This window comes from Microlunatus elymi (genome assembly GCF_007362775.1).
Lineage (GTDB): Bacteria > Actinomycetota > Actinomycetes > Propionibacteriales > Propionibacteriaceae > Microlunatus > Microlunatus elymi.
This window is the reverse complement of sequence record NZ_CP041692.1, coordinates 2970696-2993277: the sequence shown is the minus strand read 5'-3', so window position 1 is coordinate 2993277 and position 22582 is coordinate 2970696. Positions and strand designations below refer to the sequence as shown.

The following is a 22582-nucleotide window of genomic DNA, read 5'->3' as shown; positions in this document are numbered from 1 at the left end:
GCGGACCTGGCCGGTGACTGTTCGGCGTCAGGGAGCGTCGACGTGGGTCAGCGAGATGACCTCGTCGATGCCCTGTTCGCTGAGGTTCTTGCGGCCGTCGAGGAAGCCGAGCTCCATCACCACGGCGACCGCGACCAGATCGGCGCCGAGTTCCTTGATCAGCCGGGCGGTGGCCGCGACGGTGCCGCCGGTGGCCAGCACGTCGTCGACGATGAGCACCCGGGCACCGTTGCCGATCGCGTCCTTGTGCACGCTCAGCGCGTTGGTCCCGTACTCCAGCTCGTACTCGGTGGTGATCGTCTCCCCCGGCAGCTTGCCGGGCTTGCGCACCGGGACGAAACCGGTGCCCAGCGCCAGCGCAACCGGTGCGCCGAAGATGAACCCGCGCGCCTCCATGCCCACCACGACGTCGATATCCTTGGGCGTCCGCTGGACCAACTCGGTGATCACCGCAGAGAAACCGCCGGGCGACCCGATCAGCGGCGTGATGTCCTTGAACACCACACCGGGCTCGGGAAAGTCCGGGATGTCGCGGATCAGATCGACCCAGTTCTGGTTGTTCATCTACTTCTTCCGTTCACTGCGGGGCTTGCGTTGGGGCTGCGGACGCTTCGCCGAGCCCTCGGAGAGTCTGTCACGGCGGGCGTCGGACTGATCGGCATCCGCGCCGCGAACAGACAGGGTGATCCGGGAGTTGCCGACCGCGACCTCACCATCGGCCGGCAGCCCCGGTTCCTGGGAACGCGACTGCGTGGATCGCCGCTCCTCGGCTTGCGTGTCCTCGGAGTCGGCGTGCTGGGCGCTGTCCGACCCGGCCTTGCGCCCGGCGACCTCGACGTCGGTGTCCTCCTGATCGGCGACCACAGCGGCTGCCCGACGACGAGCGGCCGAACGGCGGGCGCCGGCCGGCACGTTCTCGCCGGCCCGCTCCTCGTCCCGGGCTCGGCGGGCGGCAACCCGCTTGCGCTGCCGGATCATGTCCGGCTCGCGTTCCTTCCAGGCCGCCAGCAGCGGGGTGGCGATGAAGATCGACGAGTACGCGCCGCTGATCATGCCGACGAACAGCGCCAACGACAGGTCCTTCAGCGGGCCGGTGTGCAGGATCACGCCGCCGGCGAACAGCAGCGCCGCCACCGGCAGCACGCCGATGATGGTGGTGTTGATCGACCGGACCAGGGTCTGGTTCACGGCCAGGTTGGCCGCCTCGGAGTACGTGCTGCGCGAGCTCCCGGTCAGGTTGCGGGTGTTCTCCCGGACCTTGTCGAAGACCACCACGGTGTCGTACAGCGAGTAGCCGAGGATGGTGAGCATGCCGATCAGCGACTCCGGCGTGAAACTGAAGCCGACCACCGCGTACACCCCGATGGTGATCACCAGGTCGTGCAGCAGGGCGACCAGTGCGGCTGCGGCCATCTTCGCGTTCCGCATGTACGCCCACAGCAGGACGCTGACCAGGACAAGGAACACGACCAGCGCGATGATGCCGCGTTCGGTGATCTGACTGCCCCAGGAGGCGCCGATCAGGCTGTAGTTGATGTCGTTGGGGTTGGCCCCGGTGGCGTCGGCCAGGACCTTCTTGACCTGCGGTACCTCGGACTCAGAGTTCAGCGCCTCGGTCTCCACCCGGATGGTGGACTTACCGACCTGGGTGACGGTGGCATCGGAGACTGCCGCGATGCCGGAGTCGTCGAGCGCCGTCTCGACCTTTTGCACGGTCTGCTGATTGGCGGAGGCGACCGGCACCTGGAATTCGGCGCCGCCGGTGAACTCGATGCCAAGATTCAGGCCGCGGAAGGCGAAACCGATGATCACGATCAGCAGCGCGACGGCGGAGATGATGAACCAGCGCCGCCGCTTGCCGACGAAGTCGTAGGAGACCTCGCCGGTGTAGAGCCGGTGGCCGAACTGTCCCAACTTGGACATCAGGCTTCCCCTCCGGTCTGCGTCGCGGCGCGGGTAGCGGTTCCGGCTCTGCGTCGGCCGCCGGGCAGGGCGGTCACGCCGAGGTGGGTGGCGTCCAGCCCGGAGAACTTGTGCCCGTTGCCGTAGAACTTGGTCCGGCTGAGCAGGGTGACCAGCGGCTTGGTGAAGAAGAACACCACCACGATGTCGATCAACGTGGTCAGACCGAGGGTGAAGGCGAAGCCCTTCACCGAACCGATCGCCAGGATGAACAGGATCAGCGCCGACAACAACGACACCGCATCGGCAACCAGGATCGTCTGCCGGGCCCGCCGCCAGCCGGTCTCGACCGCGGTCCGGATGCCGCGGCCCTCACCGACCTCGTCCCGGATCCGGGCGAAGTAGATGACGAAACTGTCCGCAGTGATGCCGATCGCCACGATCGCACCGGCGATGCCGGCCAGGCTCAACGCGAAGCCGACCGAGGCGCCGAGCAGTACCACCATCGCGTACGTGGTGGCGAAGGCGACCGTCAGCGAGGCGACCACGACGACGCCCAGCCCGCGGTAGTAGGCGAAACAGAACAAGATCACCAACGCCAGACCGACCGCACCCGCGATCAGGCCGGCCTGCAACTGCTCACCGCCCAGCGTCGCCGAGACCGTGTCCACGCTGGAGATCTCGAAGGCCAGCGGCAGCGACCCGTACTTCAGCACGTTCGCCAACTGCTGGGCGCTCTGCTGGTTGATGCCACCGCCGCTGATCATCGCCGAACCGCCGGCGATCGCCTGATCGACCGAGGCGACCGAGACCGCAGTGCCGTCCAGCACGATCGCGAAGGCGTTCTCCGGCGACTGCTTCTGGCTGAGCGCCCGGGTGGCGTCCTCGAACTGCTTGCTGCCGGTCGAGTCGAAGCTCAGGTTGACCTGCCAGCCCAGACCGCTCTGGCCGATGCTCGCGTTGGCGTCGGTGACGTGGGTGCCCTCGATGATCGTCGGCCCGAGGAGGTACTTCTGGGTGCCTGCCTCGTTGCAGGTGAACAGCGGCTGATCAGAGACGTCGGGGTAGTACTGGGTGTCGCGGGGGCAGGTGAAGCTAGCGAAATCGGTGATGTCCTGCTGCGACGGTTGCCACTCGACGGCCTTGTTCTCCGGGGTGCCCTTGCCCGGAGCGGTCGGCCGCGGCGACGGTGGTGCCGGCGGTTCGGTCGGCAGCGCCGGACCGGGGCGGCCGTTGCCCTTGGCCGTGCTCGACGCCGTCGCGCCTGCGCTTGCCGAACCGGTCCCCGCGCTCGCCTTCGCCGACGGTGTGCTGCCGCCCTGCGCGTTGCCGGTGCCGGCGGTCGCGGAGTTGCCCGGCTGCGACGTCGGCGTGGTGCTCTCCTGCTGGTAGACCGCTCGGAACCGCAGTTCGGCGGTCTGGCCGACCTGCTGGATCAGCTCGTCGCGCTGCACGTTCGGCGCGCTGACGATGATCTGATTGCCACCGGAGGTGGTGACCTGACTCTCTCCGACACCCAGGCCGTCCACCCGCTGCTGGATGATGGTGCGCGCCTGCTCCAGGCTGGTTGCGCTCACGCCGCCCTTGCCGGTGGTGTTCCGAGCGGTCAGCGTGATCGTCGTTCCACCGCTGAGGTCGAGCCCCAGCCGGGGAGTCCAGTTCTTGGTGATCGCCATCAGCCCGTAGAGGGCCGCGATCACGATGAAGAAGGCCACCAGCGTACGGAGCGGATGGCCGACCTTGGATGCCACAGTTCGATCGGTCCTTGGGGTTTAGTCGGTCCCGGGATGGGGCCGACGGATGGATTCGGTCCCGGCCGCGATCGGCCCGGCGCACGGCCGGACGATCATCGGCCGGATTCGTCCTTCTTGTCCCCCGCTTCGTCGCCGCTCTCGCCGGAGTGGCCGTACGACTCCCCGAGCGCCGAGCTGCCCAACGACGAGGTCCGGTCCTCGGCACCCGGGTCGGCGGCGCCGACGGGCGGCCACGGCGCCGTCTCGTGCTGGTTCTTCTCGTCGGCCGGCGTGAACTCGGGCAGGTTGCCCGGCGTGTACTCCTGGATCGGCGCGCCGCCGGCCAGGCCGCTGGCCGAAGCCGAACCCTGCTCGGTGGGCTCCTGGGAGTACGCACCCGGTGCGGTCGCCTCGTCGAAGCCGTCATCGGCCGCTGCGGTCGGCCCGGTCGGTACGCCGGTTGTGCCCGCGCCCCCCGAACGGTAGCTGCCGAGCTCCGGATCCTCCTCCTCATCGCCGACCACCCGGCCGATGGCCTGCTTCAGCATGGTGACCCGCGAGCCGGGAGAGGTCTCGAGCACGACCTGCTTGTCCCCCATCGCGATGATGGTGGCGTAGATACCGGTGGTGGTGACCACCCTCGTACCGGGTTCGAGCTTCTTCATCATGTCCTGCTGCTGCTGCTGGCGCTTCCGCTGCGGCCGCATGATCAGGAAGTAGAACGCGATGATCATCACCACGATCAAAAGGATCGATGTGTAGCTTGGCACTCGGATTCACGTCCAATCGTCGGCGCCGGTTGCGCCGTTCTGGTTCTTGCAATTCATTGACTCAGCACCACGGCCCCTGAATCAGCACCGACAGGCACCGTTTCAGCAACCAAGCGGACTGACCGTTGACGGTCATGGTCGCATGGCCGGGCCGTGGCCGGACCGACCTACATCGACCGCCGTACTCTACCCAGAGAGTTGTTGAAACCCAGACTCTCACTCGCCGCCGACATCGAAGTCGTCGGATCGACAGTTCTTCGACAGCCGGCTGCTCGGCTGCTGACAGGATCGCCGGTCGGGCCGGCTCACGGACCGGTTCGCGGCCGAGCTCGCCCGGTGAAGCGACCGATGCGCCCCGACCTGGATCCAGGCGTCAGCTGAACAGGTCGGGCTCGTCCGGCGTCACGTCGGCCATCACCGAGCGGGGCGGGTTCAGGCCGAGATGTCGCCAACCGGCGGCGGTCGCGACCCGGCCCCGCGGCGTACGCATCAGGAAGCCGAGCCGGACCAGGAACGGTTCGGCCACCTCCTCCACCGTCTCGGCCTCCTCGCCGACCGAGATCGCCAGCGTGCTCAGCCCGACCGGGCCGCCGCCGAAGCGGTTGCAGATCGCCTCCAGTACGCCGCGATCGAGCCGGTCCAGGCCCAGCGCGTCCACCTCGTACAGGTCGAGGGCTGCGCGGGCGACACCGGCGCTGATCCGTCCGTCGGCACGGACCAGCGCGTAATCACGGACCCGGCGCAGCAGCCGGTTCGCGATCCGCGGAGTGCCGCGGGAACGGCCGGCGATCTCGGCCGCTCCGTCCGGATCGAGTTCGGCACCGATCAGCGCGGCCGACCGCCGAACGATGTGCTCCAGGTCCTCGGCGTCGTAGAAGTCCAGTTGGGCGGTGAAGCCGAACCGGTCGCGCAGCGGCCCGGGCAGCAGGCCCGATCGGGTGGTCGCGCCGACCAGGGTGAAGCGTGGAATGTCCAGCGGGATCGCAGTAGCGCCCGGCCCCTTGCCGACGACCACGTCGACCCGGAAATCCTCCATCGCCAGATAGAGCATCTCCTCGGCCGGCCGGGACATCCGGTGAATCTCGTCCAGGAAGAAGACCTCGCCCTCGGTCAGCCCGGACAGGATCGCCGCCAAGTCGCCGGCGTGCTGGATCGCCGGACCGCTGGAGATCCGCAGCGGCGCGCCCATCTCGGCGGCGATGATGCCGGCCAGCGTGGTCTTGCCGAGTCCGGGCGGTCCGGACAGCAGTACGTGATCGGGCACCGCTGCCCTGGCCCGCGCCGCCTCCAGCACCAACCCGAGCTGATCACTGACCCGCGGCTGCCCCTCGAACTCGGCCAGCGTGGTCGGCCGCAACGCCGATTCGGCCGCCGACTCCTCCGGGTCCGGGTGCGGATCGACCAGATCGATGCCGGCGTCGTGCCCAGCCCCGTCTTCCCGTTCGAAGGCGTCTTCTCGTTCAACCATGGTGGGCCCATCTTTGCCGATCCCGCCGACACTCGGCGCAACCGCCCCGGCTGGTCCTGCAACCGGCGCCCAGGTCCGGCAGGCTCGCAGCGACGCGTGCGATGGTCCTCGTCCCCAGGTCCGCGAGCCCACCATCCCCGGCTCCGTCCATCGGCCGGTCACCAAAGTCGCGTTGTCGCGACTACGGGTGGTCCATCAGTACGGCAGCAGCGCCGGAAGTCGTGTTGTCGCGACTTCGGGTGGTCTATCAGTACGGCAGCAGCGCCGGAAGTCGTGTGTTCGCGACTTCGGGTGGTCTATCAGTACGGCAGCAGCGCCGGAAGTCGTGTGTTCGCGACTTCGGGTGGTTGGGTCAGTCGCGGCCCAGCGCCGCGCCGCTGATCGTGATCGGGGTGCCGGGCGGGATGCCCAGGCGGGCCGCAGCGTTGGCGCCGTTGACGCCGAGGCTGAGGAACGCGGCGGAGTCAAGGTAGGCGAGCGCATCGCCCGGCGGCACTTCGCCGTAGGTCCGGCCGAACAAGACTGTCAGCCGGTGATCGCCGATCGCCCATTCGAGTCGATCGCCGCGCTCGAACCCGGCCCGAGTCAGCGCCGCCGCGGACGCCGAGGTCTGAAGATTGCCGTAGTGGTCGATGGTCAGCACTTCGCAGTCGAGCTGTCCGGAGCCGACGCTCAGCACCGGATCGGGCAGCCGTACCAACTCGGCCGGATCCACCGGATCACCCAGATCATCGAGGGAGACGCCGACGGCGGTGTGCGCCGCGACCGGGGAGAAGATGTCGCGGCCGTGGAAGGTGTTGGACGTGCCGAGGTGGTAGTCGGTGTTGGTCAGCGCTACGGCCTTCCGTACGCCGCCCAGGACGTCGGCCGCCCAGCCCAGCAGGCCGTTGTCCGGACCGACCAGGACACCGCCGGGTGTCTGCAGCGCGACCCCGCGGCGGTCGGTGCCGACACCCGGATCGACCACCGCCAGATGCACCGCGGGAGGCAGTTGACCGACGATCTGCGACAGCACGGCCGCGCCACGTCGTACGTCTTGTGCCGGAATCTCGTGGGTGACGTCGATCCACCGGACCGCGGGAGCGATCCGCGCGATCGATCCCTTGCACTGCGCCACGAAGCCGTCGTACGTGCCGAAGTCGGTCAGCAGCGAGATCCAGTCATAGCTCACCCTCGGCAGATTGCCACAGTCACTTCGCCAACGTACGCAGCGCCGCTCGCATCAACTCGGCGATGCTGATCGCCGGATCGTCGGCGGCCAGATGTTCCACCCGGCCGCAGGCGGCATCGGCATCCTTGGCCGACCAGCCGAGCCCTTGCAGTCCCTGGCTGACCTGATCGCGCCACTCCTCCTGCTGGGTGGGCATCGGAGCGAGCCCTGCGGTCCCGGACGTTGACGGGGTCAGCGCGTTGACCTTGTCCTTGAGCTCGATCACGATCCGTTGCGCGCCCTTGCGGCCGACGCCGGGCACCTTGGTCAGCGCGACCAGGTTCTCGGTGACGATCGCGGTCCGCAGCTCGTCCGGGGTCAGCACCGCAAGCGCGGCCTGGGCGAGCTTGGGGCCGACGCCGGAGGCCGTCATCAACAGTTCGAAGAAGTCGCGTTCTTCGGACGTGCCGAAGCCGTAGAGGGTGAGCGAGTCCTCGCGGACCACCAGCGACGTCGCCAGGGTCGCCTGCTGGCCGTGCCGCAGTTCGGCGGTGGTGTTCGGGCCGCAGAACGCCTTCAGACCGACCCCGTTGACGTCGATCACCGCCCAGGTCGCCCCGAGGGCGACCACGGTGCCGCTGAGTAGGGCGATCACGCCGGTGCTCCCGGTGCGGGCAACTGCTGCCGGGCCAGTGCGTACGCCCTGCGCTGCCGGGCAGCTTGTTCGGCGCTGGCCGCAGTGGCGCGGGTGATGCGATCGGAGGCCGAGCCGCGCCAGACGTGGCAGATGGCCAGCGCCAGCGCGTCGGCCGCGTCGGCCGGCTTCGGCGTCACGTCCAGTCTGAGGATCCGGGTGACCATCTGCCCGACCTGGGCCTTGTCCGCGCGACCGGAGCCGGTGATCGCCGCCTTCACCTCGCTCGGCGTGTGCAGGGCGACCGGAAGCTGGTGCCGGGCCGCGACCAACATCGCCACCCCGGCGGCCTGAGCGGTCCCCATCACGGTCTGCACGTTGTGCTGGGCGAAGACGCGCTCGACCGCGACGACGTCCGGGCGGTGCTCGGTGATCCAGTCCTCGAAGGCATGTTCCAGCCGGAGCAGTCGATAGGCGATCTCGGTGCCGGCGTCAGTGCGTACGACGTCGACGGCGACCAACTGCGGGCTGTGGCCCGGCGCCCCGTCGACGACGCCGAACCCGCACCGGGTCAGGCCGGGGTCGATTCCGAGGACCCGCACGACGCCTCCTGAAGATGATCCGAACAGACGTTCGGACCCTATCCCAGGGCGCCCACACGTCGGCGCGAGGACGTCGGCGTGTCGGGCCACTCCACGTTGCTTGATTTGGCGCCGCCGACCTCGTGCCGAGATAGCTTTGCCCAAGGATCAGCATGGGGTGGCTCGATGCACGCAGTGGTAAGGACGCACGACAGGCTGCTGCTGATCATCCCCGCGGTGTTCTTCGCGGCCACGTTGGTCCAGAACTGGTTCGATTCGCACGAGCCCGGCGAGCCGATCACCGCGGCTTCCCTGGGCGTGTTGCTGATCTCGTCGGCCCTGCTCGGTCTGCCGAATCTGATCGCGGCCGCGGTGATGTTGATCTTCAGAGGGTCCAGGTTGGTCGTCCGGACCGCTACCGGTTACGCAATGGCCTGCGGGATCCTTGGCGTGATCACGTCCATCTCGGTCAGACTCTCGGTCAGCTCGACCGCAGTTCTCGGCTACCTCTGGCTGCTGGCCGGCGAGCTGGGCGCCGTCGCAGCAGCGACGCTCGTCGTCGGGTTCGTCATCTGGTACGTGAGTCAGCGCCGCACTGCCCGCAGGTCAATCCCGGTGCCGCAGTAACGATTCCAAGATCAGCAACACACTTGATCTCGACCTGCCGTCGGGCCCAGGTCCCCCGCGCCTCGATCAAGAACCCCTGGGTTTGCGTTGCCGGTCCTTCGACAAGCTCAGGACCCTGGGGTTGCGTTGGCCGTACTTCGAGCAAGCTCAGGACCCCTGGGGTTGTGTTCGCGGTCCTTCGAGCAAGCTCAGGACCCTGGGCTCGAGCTCGCGGATCGGCTGCAGCTGAGTCGCGCCCGCTGGATCGAGTTGGCTTCACTCCCACAAGTTGATCTTGGACCTCGGGGGCACCCAGACGAGATCGTAACGTTGCATAGCCGTCGAGCGCCCCAGCGCGAGACCGGCACCGCAGCGAAGCGGAGGTGTCGCGGCAAGATCATTTATGGACGCGAGCGGGTAAGGGCGGGGATTGTCCCCGCAACGCAAGACGCCAGACCAGTCGCGGCAGCGGCAGGCAGAGACCCGACCGCTGACCAACCAGGACGCAACGGTGCATGCCCGTCGAGCGCCCCAGCGCGAGACCGGCACCGCGGCGAAGCGGAGGTGTCGGGGCAAGATCATTTATGGACGCGAGCGGGTAAGGGCGGGGATTGTCCCCGCGACGCTAGACGCCAGACCAAGTCGCGGCAGCGGCAGGCAGAGACGCGACCGCTAACCACCAGGACGCAACGATGCATGCCCGTCGAGCGCCCCAGCGCGAGACCGACACCGCAGCGCAGCGGAGGTCTCGCGGCAAGATCATTTATGGAAGCAACCGGGTAAGGGGTGCGGGGATTGTCCCCGCGACGCACGGCGCCAGACCAGATCGTGGCAGCGGCACTCACCCGACCGCGAATCCAATCAGTCCACGCCGAATTCGATCGCAGCGCGGTCGAGGGCGTCTTCCTCCTCGGCGGCGGGGTTGGCCGAGATCGCGTCCGCACCGCCCGGTTCGAGGGCACCGACCAGCTCGGTCTCACGGGCGGGCAGGGCCCCGAGACCGGCGTACAACTCCAGTTTGGTGCGCGTGTCGGCGATGTCCAGGTTGCGCATGGTCAGCTGCCCGATCCGGTCGGTCGGGCCGAAGGCCGCGTCCTCGGTACGCTCCATCGAGAGCTTGTCGGGGTGGTAGGAGAAGGCGGGTCCGAACGTGTTCACGATCGAGTAGTCCTCACCCCGCCGCAACCGCAGCACCACCGAGCCGGTGACGGCCGAGGCGACCCAACGCAGCAGGCCCTCGCGGATCATCAGCGACTGCGGATCGAACCAGCGACCCTCGTACAGCAACCGGCCCAGCTTGCGGCCGTCGTTGTGGTAGGCCGCAACGGTGTCCTCGTTGTGGATCGCGTTGACCAGCCGCTCGTACGCGATGTGCAGCAGCGCCATCCCGGGCGCCTCGTAGATGCCGCGGGACTTCGCCTCGATGATCCTGTTCTCGATCTGGTCGCTCATCCCGAGACCGTGCCGGCCGCCGATGGCGTTGGCCTCCAGGAAGAGCTCCACCACATCGTCGTAGCTCTTGCCGTTGATCTTGGTCGGCCGGCCGCCTTCGAAGCTGATCTCGACTTCCTCGGTGTCGATCTTGACTGAGTCGTCCCAGTACTTGACGCCCATGATCGGCTCGACGATCTCCATCGAGGCGTCCAGATGCTCCAGCTTCTTGGCCTCGTGGGTGGCGCCGAGGATGTTGGCGTCGGTGGAGTACGCCTTCTCCGTGCTGTCCCGGTACGGCAGTCCGTGCGCGACCAGCCACTCCGACATCTCCTTGCGGCCGCCCAACTCCGAGACGAAGTCGGCGTCGAGCCAGGGCTTGTAGATGCGCAGTGCCGGGTTCGCCAGCAGGCCGTAGCGGTAGAACCGTTCGATGTCGTTGCCCTTGAAGGTCGAGCCGTCACCCCAGATGGAGACGTCGTCGTCCTGCATCGCGCGCACCAGCAGGGTGCCGGTGACGGCGCGGCCGAGCGGGGTGGTGTTGAAGTAGACCCGGCTGCCGGTACGGATGTGGAACGCGCCGCAGGCGATCGCGGCCAGTCCCTCCTCCACCAACTGCGTCTTGCAGTCCACCAGGCGGGAGATCTCGGCGCCGTACTGGCCGGCCCGGCCGGGGACCGATGCGATGTCCGGCTCGTCGTACTGTCCGAGGTCGGCGGTGTAGGTGCACGGAATCGCGCCCTTGTCTCGCATCCAGGCAACCGCGACGGAGGTGTCGAGCCCGCCGGAAAAGGCGATGCCGACACGTTCGGACACAGGGATCGAGTTCAACACCTTGGACATGCGCATGATTATGCACTATCTGGAATGGATATGCATAATCGGCTGCTGCCCCACATCCTTCGGTCCAGTCGACTCGGCCCGGGTGATGGCAGCAGGTGTTCAAACCCTGAAAATGAGGCCCCGGTCGCGGCTTCCGGCCCGCTGGAGCCGATTTTCGCGATCTGGAGCCTCATTCTCAGGGTTCCGCGCCGCCGCCGGTGCGGTTCTCGGTCCTTCGACAGGCTCAGGACCCGTGGGGTGGGCGGGCGGATGGGGTGCGGTCCCGGTCCTTCGACAGGCACAGGACCCTTCGACGCGAGTCAGCACCCAACGGAACCCGGCACCCAGCCGAAAGCGCAACCTCGCACGCCCGTCGAGCGCCCCAGCGCGAGACCGGCACCGCAGCGCAGCGGAGGCGCCGGGGCAACCCGACCTATGAACGCGAACCCGGTAAGGGGTCCGGGGATTGTCCCCGGAAGTCTCAACGCCAACCAGGATCGCGGCAGCGGCAAACAACTCGACTGCGCTACAGGACGGTAAGGGGTGCGGGGGTTGCCCCCGCAACGCAAGCCGCCAACAAGGATCGCGGCAGCAGGCACCCGGCTCGACCGCGCTACAAATACTGCCCGGTGTTGCTCACCGTGTCGATCGATCGGCCGGGCTGGGTGCCCTTGTTGGAGGAGATCAGGGTGCGGATGAAGACGATGCGTTCGCCCTTCTTGCCGCTGATCTTGGCCCAGTCGTCGGGGTTGGTGGTGTTGGGCAAGTCCTCGTTCTCGGCGAACTCGTCCACGCAGGCCTGCATCAGGTGACCGATCCGCAGGCCCCGTACGCCGGAGTCCAGGACGTCCTTGATCGCCATCTTCTTGGCCCGGTCGACGATGTTCTGGATCATCGCGCCGGAGTTGAAGTCCTTGAAGTACAAGATCTCCTTGTCCCCACCGGCGTAGGTGACCTCGAGGAACTGATTCTCCTCCGACTCCTCGTACATCCTGGTCACGGTGCGTTCGATCATCGCCTCGACGGTCCGCTGCCTCGAGCCGCCGAACTCGCCCAGATCCTCTTCGTGCAAGGGCAGCGTGGCCGTCAGGTACTTGCTGAAGATGTCCCGCGCAGCCTCGGCATCGGGGCGTTCGATCTTGATCTTGACGTCCAGCCGGCCCGGCCGCAGGATGGCCGGATCGATCATGTCCTCACGGTTCGAGGCGCCGATGATGATCACGTTCTCCAGGCCCTCGACACCGTCGATCTCGCTCAACAGCTGCGGCACGATGGTGTTCTCCACATCGGAGGACACCCCGCTGCCACGGGTCCGGAACAGCGAGTCCATCTCGTCGAAGAAGACGATCACCGGCATCCCGTCGGTGGCCTTTTCCCTTGCCCGCTGGAAAACCAGCCGGATGTGCCGCTCGGTCTCACCGACGTACTTGTTCAGCAGCTCGGGACCCTTGATGTTGAGGAAAAAACTTCTCCCCTCGCGGCCGGTGCGTTCGGTCACCTTCTTGGCCAGCGAGTTGGCCACCGCCTTGGCGATCATGGTCTTGCCACAACCGGGCGGACCGTAGAGCAGGATCCCCTTCGGCGCCTTCAATTCGTGCTCGGCAAAGAGATCCCGATGCAGGAACGGCAACTCGACCGCGTCCCGGATGGCCTCGATCTGGCCACGCAGGCCGCCGATCTCCTCGTACCCGATATCGGGTACGTCCTCCAGCACCAGTTCTTCGACGTCCATCTTCGGCACCCGCTCGTAGGCGAAATGCACCCGGCGATCGACCAGCAGGGAGTCGCCGGACCGCAACCGTTCGGTACGCAGCCGGTCGGCCAGCCGGACCACGCTCTCCTCGTCGCCGTGTCCGACGATCAGGGCGCGTTCGCCGTCGGCCATCACTTCCTTGAGGCTGACCACCTCGCCGACCTCGTCGAAGGTGAGTACGCCGACCACGTTCAGCGCCTCGTTCAAGATCACTTCGCGGCCGGGTTCAAGATCATCGGCCTCGATCTCCGGGCTCACGCTGACCCGCATCTTCCGGCCGGAGGTCCAGATGTCGGCGGTGTGATCATCGACGGTTGCCAGGAACACGCCGAAGCTGGCCGGCGGTTGAGCGAGCCGATCGACCTCGGCCTTCAGGGAGACGATCTGCTCGCGCGCCTCACGCAGGGTGGTGGCCAGACGCTCGTTGTTGGCCGATGCCGCCCGTACGTCGGCGCGGGCGTCGGCAAGGCGTCGCTCCAGCGCCGCCAGGTCATGGGGATGGGAGGAGACTCGTTCGCGAAGTCGATCAAGCTCGTCGTTCAGCAGGCCGATCCTGGCCAGCAGGGCTTCACGATCATGCTGCGGATCCCCGGCCTGCCCGGAATCGTGCCCGCTGAAGCCCTCGCTCGCGCTGCGGCGGTCGGGTGTTTCAGTCATCTCGACACCTCCATGCCGAAACAGTACCCGTGACCAATGCCGCAACCGGGCCAGTTTTTCTCTTACTGGGATGCGTGTTTGGTTACGGTTTTGTTCCTGCATCGGCATCGCCGCCCGCCGTTTTGCCGCCGTTGTCCCCGACCGGAGAGTCGCCACCCGGCTCGACGCGACGCCGCGGGCCGGTGTAGTCCTCGCCGTACGCTCCCGGCGCCGGCCGGCGCTTGCGGGCCGGCGCGATGACGCCAGGTGCCAGTCGACGGGCGGTGAGCAGGAAGCCGGTGTGTCCGACCATCTGATGCGACGGCCGGATCGACAGTCCCTCGACGTGCCAGCCCCGCACCATCGACTCGGCCGCCTCCGGTTCGGTGAAACCGCCGTGCACCCGTAGCGTCTCGGTGATCCGGCCGAGTTGGGTCGTAGTGGCGACGTAGCAGCAGATCACCCCGCCCGGAATCAGCCGTTCGGCGATCACGTCCACACACTCCCAGGGCGCCAGCATGTCCAGCACCACCCGATCCACCTCGGCCGGCGCTCCCGGGTCGGCGCCCTCGCCGTCGGACAGCGCCACCGTCAGGTCGCCAAGGCGCAGATCCCAGGCCGGATGCTCCAGCCCGAGGAAGGTACGCACGTTCTTGGCCGCGATGGCGGCGAAGTCCTCCCGGCGTTCGTACGAGGTGAGCCGGCCGGTCGGCCCGATTGCGCGCAGCAGCGCCAGGCTCAGCGCACCCGATCCGGCACCGGCCTCGAGCACCCGGGCGCCGGGGAAGATGTCGGCGCCGACCACGATCTGAGCGGCGTCCTTGGGGTAGACGACCTGGGCTCCGCGCGGCATTCCCGTACTGAACTCCCCTAGCAGCGGCCGCAGCGCCAGATACTGAACGCCGCCGGCCGAGGTCACCACCACCCCCTCCGGGCCGCCGATCAACTCGTCGTGATTGATGGCGCCCTTGGCGGTGTGGAAGCGCTGCCCGTTGGCCAGCAGGACGGAGTGGCGGCGACCCTTGGGGTCCGTGAGGGTCACCCGCTCGCCCGCCCGCAGCGGTCCGGTGCGTACGCCGGCGTAGGTTGCCGGGTCCGAGGCTTCCGGTCCTTCGACGGGCTCGGGATGCTTGGTTGTGCTCATTGCTTTTCCTTCAATCCCCAGAGTCCGAGCTGCCAGCCCGGACCGAACGCGTCGGGTGTGACACTGGCACGCGGTCCGGAGTAGACGTCCTCGCCGGCCTGCGAGATCGGCAGCACCAGGTTCTCCTTGGCTGCGATCTGCTGCAGCTGGGCCAGTGCGGTGTTCAGCTGCGGGGTGCCGACACCGGCCTGCCGGGTGTTGGCCAGCGCCGCGTCGATCGGCTTGGCCTCCCCCCTCAACGGGTGGTCGATGATCGGCTGCAGCCAGGCGATCCCGGTCGACGTCCACGCCTTGCGATCGACCAGTTGCAGGTCGGCATCGGGATCATCGGCCCGCAGCAGCACGCTCATCCCGCCGGTGTTCTCCAACCGGATCCGCAGCTGAGTGGCCAGGTCCAGGCTGTTCGGCGCGGTCGGGTCGTAGCCGAGGGTGAGATGGATCCGGCTGTTCCAGCTGACGTCGATCTTCGCCTTGCCGCCCAGCGGGAACGACGAGTGATGACCGGGTACGCCGTTGGGCACCACCGAGTCCAGCGTTCGATCCTCCTGCAGCGCGGCCGCGATCACGTCCCGCAGCGCGGTCGAGGAGACGTGCTTGGAGCGGGGGTTCCACAGCAACTGCTCCACCCGTGCACCGGGCAGCACGGTCTGGCTGAAGCCCGCCTTCGAGGTGTGGGTCCGGGACGCGCCGATCTGGGTGTGCAGACGTTGCTGCGCCGCCGCACTCAGCCCACGCCAGACCACGTCGACCTCGTGCGCGGCCATCGCCTCCTCGATGCTGGCGGAATCGGGCATCGTTCGCAGTTCGATGGTGTCGACCTTGCCGGCCGCATAGCCGATGTAGTCGGTGTACCTGGTGAACTCGATCAGGTTCTTGCTGATCTTGCTGACCTCGTACGGGCCGGAGCCGACCACCGGCTCGTCCATCGGCCGGACATGATCGGAGTTGTAGACCTTCGAGTCCACGATCGAGGCCGCCGGCGAGGCGAGCGCCCACGGGAACTGGGTGTCCTCCTGGCTGAGCACGAATTGCACCGTGGTCGGGTTCGGTGTCTCGATCCGCCGCAGCGACGACAGCTGCGGGGCCGACGAGCCGGCGACGTCCAACCGGGTGGCACGTTCGATGCTGAACTTCACATCGGCCGAGGTGAGCGGATCGCCGTTGCTGAACTTCAGGTTCGGCCGCAGCGTGCAGACATAGCTCGTCTTGGTCGGGAAACGACACTCCTGCGCGGCATCGGGCTCCGGATAGGAGTCGGTCGGCGACGCGGTCACCAACCGCTGGAACACGTTCTGAGTCAGCATGGTGGAGGCCGTGTCGTGCACAGCGGCCGGATCCGCGGTGATCTCCTTGTCGGTGGTCATCACGGTGAACGCTCGCTTCACCGATGCGGTCGCCGACGGCGATGGCGCGGGTTGTTGATCATGGCCCGTGCAGCCGCTGGTCATGATCAACATCGCGATGATCATGATCATCGCGACCGGTCCGCGCCGGCCGGGTCTCAATGGCTCAGTGCGCATCGTCACCGTCGCGACGCAGCAACCCGAACACCGCTGCGGCGTCGAGTTCGGCAAGCGAGGAAACCCTGACCTGGTTGGGCGCCGCAGGCACCGGTACGACGTTCTCGATCACCACCACAGTGGCTCCGGCGTCGCCGGCCGACCGTGCTCCCGGCGGGCTGTCCTCGAACGCCACACAATCCTGCGCCTGCACGCCGAGCTTGCCACAGGCCGTGAGGTACGGCTCCGGATCGGGTTTGCCGCGGCTGACCTCGTCACCGGCGACGGAGGCCGCGAACGAGCCCGCCGGCAACTGCTCGATGATCACGTCGAGCAGTGAACGGTAGGACGCCGAGACCAGCGCACACGGCACCCCGGCCAGCCGCAGCGACTCCAGCAGTTCCCGGGCACCGGGACACCACGGGATCGGTCCGCGCCGGCAGAAGTCGATCACCACCTGCAGAAGTTGATCAACGATCCACTCCGGACGAAGATCATCGCGGCCGATCACGTCGGCCATGTAGCCGGCCGATTCCAGCAGCGATCGGCCGACGAGTTTGTGCGCATGTTCGTGGCTCCACTGACCACCCAGTCGGGGGATCAGTTCGAACTCGGCGGCGATCCAGATCGGTTCGGTGTCGGCCAGCGTGCCGTCGAAATCCCACAGCGCAGCGGACAGTCCACTGCCGGGATGCCCGGCGGGTCGGACGGTCGCGTCGACCGGCAGTGGTGGGTCTGCCAACGAGGTTGACGGCTGGATCGACGATCGGGATGGGCTGGCTGCGGATTCGCTGATCATGGCGTTCGTGATTCTCCCAGGTTCGGTCGCGAACTGGCCAATCCGCCAGTTCGCGGTGCGGTATGACCTGATCGGCGCGAGAACTCAGACCCTATGCTGAGAGTTCACTCACGCCCGCCAACCCGATCGAAGGCTGCAAGTGCTGGACAACGCCGAACTCCGCCCGGACGCCACCGCCGACCTGACCGCTGCGCTGCAGCTGCGGATCCTGGTGCTGGACGGGGCGATGGGCACGATGGTGCAGCGGCACAAGCTCGAGGAGGAGCACTACCGCGGCGACCGGTTCGCCGACTGGCCGCGGGATGTGAAGGGCAACAACGACCTGCTGGTGCTCACCCAGCCGCAGATCATCCGCGACATCCACACGGCCTATCTGGAGGCCGGCGCGGACATCGTCGAGACCGACACGTTCAACGCCCAGCAGGTCTCGCTGGCCGACTACGGCATGCAGGAACTCGCGTACGAGTTGAACGTCGCGGCCGCCCGGCTGGCCCGTGAGGCCTGCGACGAGATGACCGCGAAGACCCCGGATCGCCCGCGCTGGGTGGCCGGCGCGATCGGACCGTTGAACCGGACCGGCTCGATCTCCCCCGACGTCAACGATCCGGGCGCCCGCAACATCGACTTCGATCAGATGGTCGCCGCCTATCTGGAGCAGGCCCGCGGTCTGGTCGACGGCGGCGCCGACATCCTGCAGATCGAGACGATCTTCGACACGCTGAACGCCAAGGCCGCGATCTTCGCCGTCGAGCAGTTGTTCACCGACTACGGCCGGCGTTGGCCGGTGATCATCTCCGGCACCATCACCGACGCGTCCGGCCGGACGCTGACCGGGCAGGTGACCGAGGCGTTCTGGAACTCGATCCGGCATGCCCGGCCGTTGATCGTCGGGCTCAACTGTTCTCTTGGTGGCAAGGAATTGCGGCCGTACGCGGCCGAGCTGGCCCGGGTCGCCGACTGCTTCGTCCATGCCTATCCCAACGCCGGACTGCCGAACGCGTTCGGCGACTACGACGAGACGCCCGACGACACCGCCGGCACGCTGCGTGACTACGCCGACTCCGGTTTCGTCAACCTGGTCGGCGGCTGCTGCGGCACCACACCCGATCACATCGCCGCGATCGCCCAGCAGGTCGAGGGACTACCACCGCGTACGCCGGCCAAGATCAAACCGGCCTTGCGGCTCTCCGGTCTGGAGCCGTTGACGATCGACGACGACTCGCTGTTCGTCAACGTCGGCGAACGGACCAACATCACCGGCTCCGCCCGCTTCCGAAAGTTGATCAAGACCGGCGACTACAACACCGCCTTGTCGGTCGCCCGGCAGCAGGTGGAGAACGGCGCGCAGGTGATCGACATCAACATGGACGAAGGCATGATCGACGGCGTCGCCGCGATGCAGCGCTTCACCCGGTTGATCAGCAGCGAGCCCGACATCTGCCGGGTGCCGGTGATGATCGACTCCTCCAAGTGGGAGGTGATCGAGCAGGGGCTGAAGAACATCCAGGGCAAGTCGATCGTCAACTCGATCTCTTTGAAGGAAGGCGAAACTCCCTTCGTCGAACACGCCCGGCTGTGCCGGATGTACGGCGCCGCCGTGGTCGTGATGGCCTTCGACGAGGACGGCCAGGCCGACACCCTGGAACGCCGGCAGCAGGTGTGCCGGAGGGCGTACGACATCCTCACCGAGCAGGTCGGCTTCCCGGCCGAGGACATCATCTTCGACCCGAACGCCTTCGCGCTGGCCACCGGCATCGACGAGCATGCGACCTACGGCACCGACTTCATCGAGGCGGTCCGCTGGATCAAGCAGAACCTTCCCGACGCCAAGATCAGCGGCGGCATCTCCAACGTGTCCTTCTCCTTCCGCGGCAACAACGCTGTCCGGGAAGCGATCCACGCGGTCTTCCTCTACCACGCGATCCAGGCCGGACTGACCATGGGCATCGTCAACGCCGGTGCCCTGGCGGTCTACGACGAGATCGATCCCGAGCTGCGGGAACGGATCGAGGACGTGGTGCTGAACCGCCGTTCCGACTCCACCGAACGGCTGCTGGAGATCGCCGGCAAGTTCGCCGGCAGCGGTGAACAGCGCGAGGTTGCCGACGAGGAGTGGCGTTCACTGCCGGTGGCCGAGCGGATCACTCATGCGCTGGTCAAGGGAATCGACGATTACGCCGAATCCGACACCGAGGAGCTGCGGCTGCAGATCGCCGAGCGCGGCGGCCGGCCGCTGGAGGTGATCGAGGGACCGTTGATGGACGGCATGGGCGTGGTCGGCGATCTGTTCGGTGCCGGCAAGATGTTCCTGCCGCAGGTGGTGAAGTCGGCCCGGGTGATGAAGAAGGCGGTCGCCTACCTGATCCCGTTCATCGAGGCGGAGAAGTCGGACGACGACACCAGCACCAACGGCACCGTGGTGATGGCCACCGTCAAGGGCGACGTGCACGACATCGGCAAGAACATCGTCGGCGTCGTGCTGCAGTGCAACAACTATCAGGTGATTGATCTTGGTGTGATGGTGCCGGCGCAGAAGATCTTGGACGCGGCACGAGAACACAACGCCGACATCATCGGCCTGTCCGGTCTGATCACGCCGTCGCTGGACGAGATGACCAACTTCGCCGCCGAGATGGAACGTCAGGGACTTGACATCCCGCTGTTGATCGGCGGCGCCACCACGTCCCGGGCGCACACCGCCGTCAAGGTCGATCCGCAGTATCACGGCCCGGTGGTGTGGGTGAAGGACGCGTCCCGGTCGGTGCCGGTGGTGGCCAACCTGCTCTCCGACGAACGGCGTCCGAAACTGGTCGCAGAGTTGAAGGCGGACTACGACGGTCTGCGCGAGCGCCATGCCGGGCGGAACAACGATCGCAAGATCCTGAGCATCGAGGACGCCCGCGCCGACCGGACGCCGATCGACTGGAGCGACTATCACCCGCCCAGGCCGCGGTTGTTGTTGCAGCAGGCCCGCGACACCCACACCGACGACTTCCACGAGTCGCTCGAACCGTTGCAGTACGTGAAGAAGGTCGAGAACTATCCGCTGGCCGAGTTGGCTGAGTTCATCGACTGGCAGCCGTTCTTCAACGCCTGGGAGCTGAAGGGCCGGTTCCCCGACATCCTGAACAACCCGGCCACCGGCGAGGCCGCCCGCAAGCTGTGGGAGGACGCGCAGCAGCTGATGGACAAGATCATCTCCGAGGGTTGGCTGCGGGCCAACGCGGTCTTCGGGTTGTTCCCGGCCAATGCGGTCGGCGACGACATCGAGGTGTACGCCGACGAGCACCGTACGAGGGTGCGGACGAGGTTGCATCAGCTGCGCCAGCAGAGCGAACACCGCGACGGCGTACCGCATCGCAGCCTGGCCGACTATGTCGCACCGGCGGACACCGGGCTACGGGACTACGTCGGCGCGTTCGCGGTCACCGCCGGACTCGGCGCGCAGGACAAGATCGCCGAGTTCAAGGCCGACCTGGACGACTACAGCGCGATCCTGCTGGAGTCGTTGGCCGATCGGCTGGCCGAGGCCTTCGCCGAGCGGCTGCATCAGCGGGTGCGTACCGAATTCTGGGGCTACGCGCCGGACGAGGAACTCAGCAACGCCGAATTGATCAAGGAGCAGTATGCCGGCATCCGTCCCGCGCCCGGCTATCCGGCCTGTCCCGAGCACACCGAGAAGCAGACCATCTGGGAGCTGCTCGACGTGCGCGCCAACACCGGCATCGAGCTGACCGACAGCATGGCGATGTGGCCCGGTGCCTCGGTCAGCGGCTGGTACTTCAGCCACCCGCAGTCGCAGTACTTCGTGGTCGGCAGGATCGGCAAGGATCAGGTCGCCGACTACGCCGAACGCAAGGGCTGGACACTGGCCGAGGCTGAACGCTGGCTCTCCCCCAACCTCGGTTACGCTCCCGGCGGCTGACCGCGGATTAGATTGGACCCACTATGGCTGATGAGTCCTCAGCAGTGACCAGTCTGCGGGATCTGGACGATCCGGTGGTGTTCGTGGCGTTCGGCGGCTGGAACGACGCGGGCAGCGCCGCGTCGCAGGCCGTCGAACACCTCGCCGAGACGTGCCATACCCGGCAGGCGTTCTCGCTCGACCCCGACGACTTCTACGACTATCAGGTCAATCGGCCGGAGGTCCGCGGCAGCGGCGACTCCCGACGGATCGCCTGGCCGACGACCGAGATCCGTACCGGCAAGCTGCCGAACGGACGGGATCTGGTGATCATCGAGGGGTTGGAGCCCAACTTCCGCTGGCGTCAGTTCTGCCAACTGCTGGTCTCCGCGCTGCGGTCGGCCCACGCCGACCGGGTGTTCCTGATCGGCGCGTTGCTGGCCGACCATCCGCACACGCGGCCGATCCCGGTGTCGGCCACCAGCTCCGATCCGGCAGTGATGGAGGACCTGGGGCTGACCGAATCGACCTACGAGGGTCCGACCGGGGTGCTCGGCATTCTCGGCGGCGAGCTGGAACAGGCCGGCATCCAGACCCTCAGCCTGTGGGCGGCGATCCCGCACTACGTGTCCAGCTCGCCCTCGCCGAAGGCCACCCTCGCGCTGTTGAACCGGCTGGAGGATCTGCTCGACCAGTCGCTGGATCTGGGTGATCTTCCGGAGCTGGCCCGCGCCTGGGAGCGCGGGGTCAACGAACTGGCCGCCGACGACTCCGACGTCGCCGACTACGTCTCCTCGCTGGAGCACCAGAGCGACGAGAGCGAACTCCCCGAAGCCACCGGCGATGCGATCGCCGCCGAGTTCGAGCGCTACCTGAGACGCCGCCGGGAGAAGTGAAAATCGGTTGGGCTGCAGCGGCACGGAACGCTAGAAAGGCCCGACATGCACAAGATAGATTTCCTCGCCCGGACCACGACCGACGACATCCTTGAACGCGACTTCCGAGTCGGCGAGATCCCGGGCGTCCTCTGGTCCCCCGCCGCGAGCTCCGATCACGCGCCGGTGATCCTGATCGGCCACGGCGGCGGGCTGCACAAGAAGACTCCGGCACAGGTGGCCCGGGCCCGCGATCTGGTCACCCGCTGGGGCTACACCGTGGTCGCCATCGACGCGCCCGGTCACGGCGAGCGGCCGATCTCGGCTCACGACCAGGCAGCGCGGAGCGAGTTCAGGGCAGCGCTCGAGGCCGGCGACCACGCCCGGTTCGAGGCGGCCAGCGTCGACTATGCGCGCTCACTGGCCGACCGCGCCGTTCCGGAATGGCAGGCCACCATCGATGCCCTGCAGTCGCTGCCCGAGATCGGCCCCGACGCGCCGATCGGCTACGGCGGCGGCGTCTCCTTGGGCACAGCGATCGGCATCCCGCTCACCGCCGCGGACACCCGGATCCGTGCCGCCATCTTCGGCGGCGGCTTCTTCGTGTACGAGTCCCAGCTCGCCGCCGCGCGGAAGATCACCGTCCCCGTGCAGTTCCTGCTGCCGTGGGACGACGAACACGTCGACCGGCAGTCCGCGCTCGCCCTGTTCGACGCCTTCGCCTCACCGGAGAAGACGCTGCACGCCAACCCGGGTGATCATCGGACCGTCCGCTGGATCGGCATCGACCAGGAGTTCCTGCCCCGTCATCTGGGCGCGTGAGCCTAGATCCGGCCGGAGTTTCCAGCACGTGCGGGATTCTGAACCTGCCCAGG

17 protein-coding genes are annotated in these 22582 nt (G+C 67.4%); 4 read left to right on the top strand and 13 right to left on the bottom strand.

All coding sequences use genetic code 11. From position 1 onward, the window contains the following. Nucleotides 1–27: 27 nt before the first annotated feature. The 8 genes from FOE78_RS13445 to ruvC all read right to left on the bottom strand — a co-directional run bounded on the left by FOE78_RS13445 (nucleotide 28) and on the right by ruvC (nucleotide 8259). Nucleotides 28–564 (bottom strand): adenine phosphoribosyltransferase, encoded by a 537-nt coding sequence (locus FOE78_RS13445; protein WP_143986741.1) that lies wholly within the window; start codon nucleotides 562–564, stop codon nucleotides 28–30. Beyond that, nucleotides 565–1923 carry a protein translocase subunit SecF gene (gene secF, locus FOE78_RS13440; RefSeq protein ID WP_143986740.1) on the bottom strand — a complete coding sequence of 453 codons (1359 nt, stop codon included), beginning with the start codon at nucleotides 1921–1923 and terminating at the stop codon, nucleotides 565–567. Then, nucleotides 1923–3653 carry a protein translocase subunit SecD gene (secD, locus tag FOE78_RS13435; protein WP_143986739.1) on the bottom strand — a complete coding sequence of 577 codons (1731 nt, stop codon included), beginning with the start codon at nucleotides 3651–3653 and terminating at the stop codon, nucleotides 1923–1925. The genes secF and secD overlap by 1 nt, the downstream gene beginning before the upstream one ends. 95 nt (nucleotides 3654–3748) lie before the next feature. Beyond that, nucleotides 3749–4405: a preprotein translocase subunit YajC gene (gene yajC, locus FOE78_RS13430; RefSeq protein ID WP_143986738.1), complete on the bottom strand. Its 657-nt coding sequence runs from the start codon at nucleotides 4403–4405 to the stop codon at nucleotides 3749–3751. A gap of 373 nt (nucleotides 4406–4778) precedes the next feature. Then, nucleotides 4779–5873, bottom strand: coding sequence for a Holliday junction branch migration DNA helicase RuvB (ruvB, locus tag FOE78_RS13425; RefSeq protein ID WP_143986737.1), 1095 nt, complete (start codon nucleotides 5871–5873; stop codon nucleotides 4779–4781). A gap of 352 nt (nucleotides 5874–6225) precedes the next feature. After that, nucleotides 6226–7044, bottom strand: a complete 819-nt coding sequence (locus FOE78_RS13420; protein WP_143986736.1) for an SAM hydrolase/SAM-dependent halogenase family protein — start codon at nucleotides 7042–7044, stop codon at nucleotides 6226–6228. Nucleotides 7045–7063: 19 nt separating this feature from the next. Beyond that, nucleotides 7064–7678 (bottom strand): Holliday junction branch migration protein RuvA, encoded by a 615-nt coding sequence (gene ruvA, locus FOE78_RS13415; RefSeq protein WP_143986735.1) that lies wholly within the window; start codon nucleotides 7676–7678, stop codon nucleotides 7064–7066. Further along, on the bottom strand, nucleotides 7675–8259 hold the full coding sequence (gene ruvC, locus FOE78_RS13410; protein WP_143986734.1) for a crossover junction endodeoxyribonuclease RuvC: 585 nt from the start codon (nucleotides 8257–8259) through the stop codon (nucleotides 7675–7677). The genes ruvA and ruvC overlap by 4 nt, the downstream gene beginning before the upstream one ends. A 165-nt stretch (nucleotides 8260–8424) precedes the next feature. On the opposite strand from ruvC, the gene FOE78_RS13405 reads away from it, so the two are divergent. Beyond that, nucleotides 8425–8865, top strand: a complete 441-nt coding sequence (locus tag FOE78_RS13405; RefSeq protein ID WP_143986733.1) for a hypothetical protein — start codon at nucleotides 8425–8427, stop codon at nucleotides 8863–8865. Nucleotides 8866–9705: 840 nt separating this feature from the next. Here the strand turns inward: FOE78_RS13405 and argG are convergent. From argG to FOE78_RS13380, 5 genes are all read right to left on the bottom strand, one after another. After that, nucleotides 9706–11127, bottom strand: coding sequence for an argininosuccinate synthase (argG, locus tag FOE78_RS13400; protein ID WP_228266212.1), 1422 nt, complete (start codon nucleotides 11125–11127; stop codon nucleotides 9706–9708). A 583-nt stretch (nucleotides 11128–11710) separates the two neighbouring features. Beyond that, entirely contained in the window at nucleotides 11711–13507 is a 1797-nt protein-coding gene (gene arc, locus FOE78_RS13395) for a proteasome ATPase (RefSeq protein ID WP_143986731.1), read from the bottom strand. 82 nt (nucleotides 13508–13589) lie between these two features. Further along, complete coding sequence (locus tag FOE78_RS13390) at nucleotides 13590–14630, bottom strand: tRNA (adenine-N1)-methyltransferase (protein ID WP_143986730.1); 1041 nt, start codon at nucleotides 14628–14630, stop codon at nucleotides 13590–13592. Next, nucleotides 14627–16150, bottom strand: coding sequence for an ABC transporter substrate-binding protein (locus FOE78_RS13385; RefSeq protein WP_143986729.1), 1524 nt, complete (start codon nucleotides 16148–16150; stop codon nucleotides 14627–14629). Before FOE78_RS13385 ends, FOE78_RS13390 begins: the two co-directional genes overlap by 4 nt. After that, nucleotides 16140–16928, bottom strand: coding sequence for an HAD family hydrolase (locus FOE78_RS13380; protein ID WP_143986728.1), 789 nt, complete (start codon nucleotides 16926–16928; stop codon nucleotides 16140–16142). Before FOE78_RS13380 ends, FOE78_RS13385 begins: the two co-directional genes overlap by 11 nt. A gap of 139 nt (nucleotides 16929–17067) precedes the next feature. Between FOE78_RS13380 and metH the strand changes: the two genes are divergently transcribed. Genes metH through FOE78_RS13365 form a run of 3 tightly spaced genes read left to right on the top strand, consistent with a single transcriptional unit; the run spans nucleotide 17068 to nucleotide 22529 of the window. Further along, nucleotides 17068–20853, top strand: a complete 3786-nt coding sequence (metH, locus tag FOE78_RS13375; RefSeq protein WP_143986727.1) for a methionine synthase — start codon at nucleotides 17068–17070, stop codon at nucleotides 20851–20853. Nucleotides 20854–20876: 23 nt separating this feature from the next. After that, the gene (locus FOE78_RS13370) at nucleotides 20877–21728 is read left to right on the top strand and encodes a PAC2 family protein (RefSeq protein WP_143986726.1); all 852 of its coding nucleotides are present in this window, start codon (nucleotides 20877–20879) and stop codon (nucleotides 21726–21728) included. A 45-nt stretch (nucleotides 21729–21773) separates the two neighbouring features. After that, a complete protein-coding gene (locus FOE78_RS13365; protein ID WP_143986725.1) occupies nucleotides 21774–22529 on the top strand; it encodes a dienelactone hydrolase family protein in 756 nt (251 codons plus the stop codon). The last annotated feature ends 53 nt before the right edge of the window (nucleotides 22530–22582 follow it).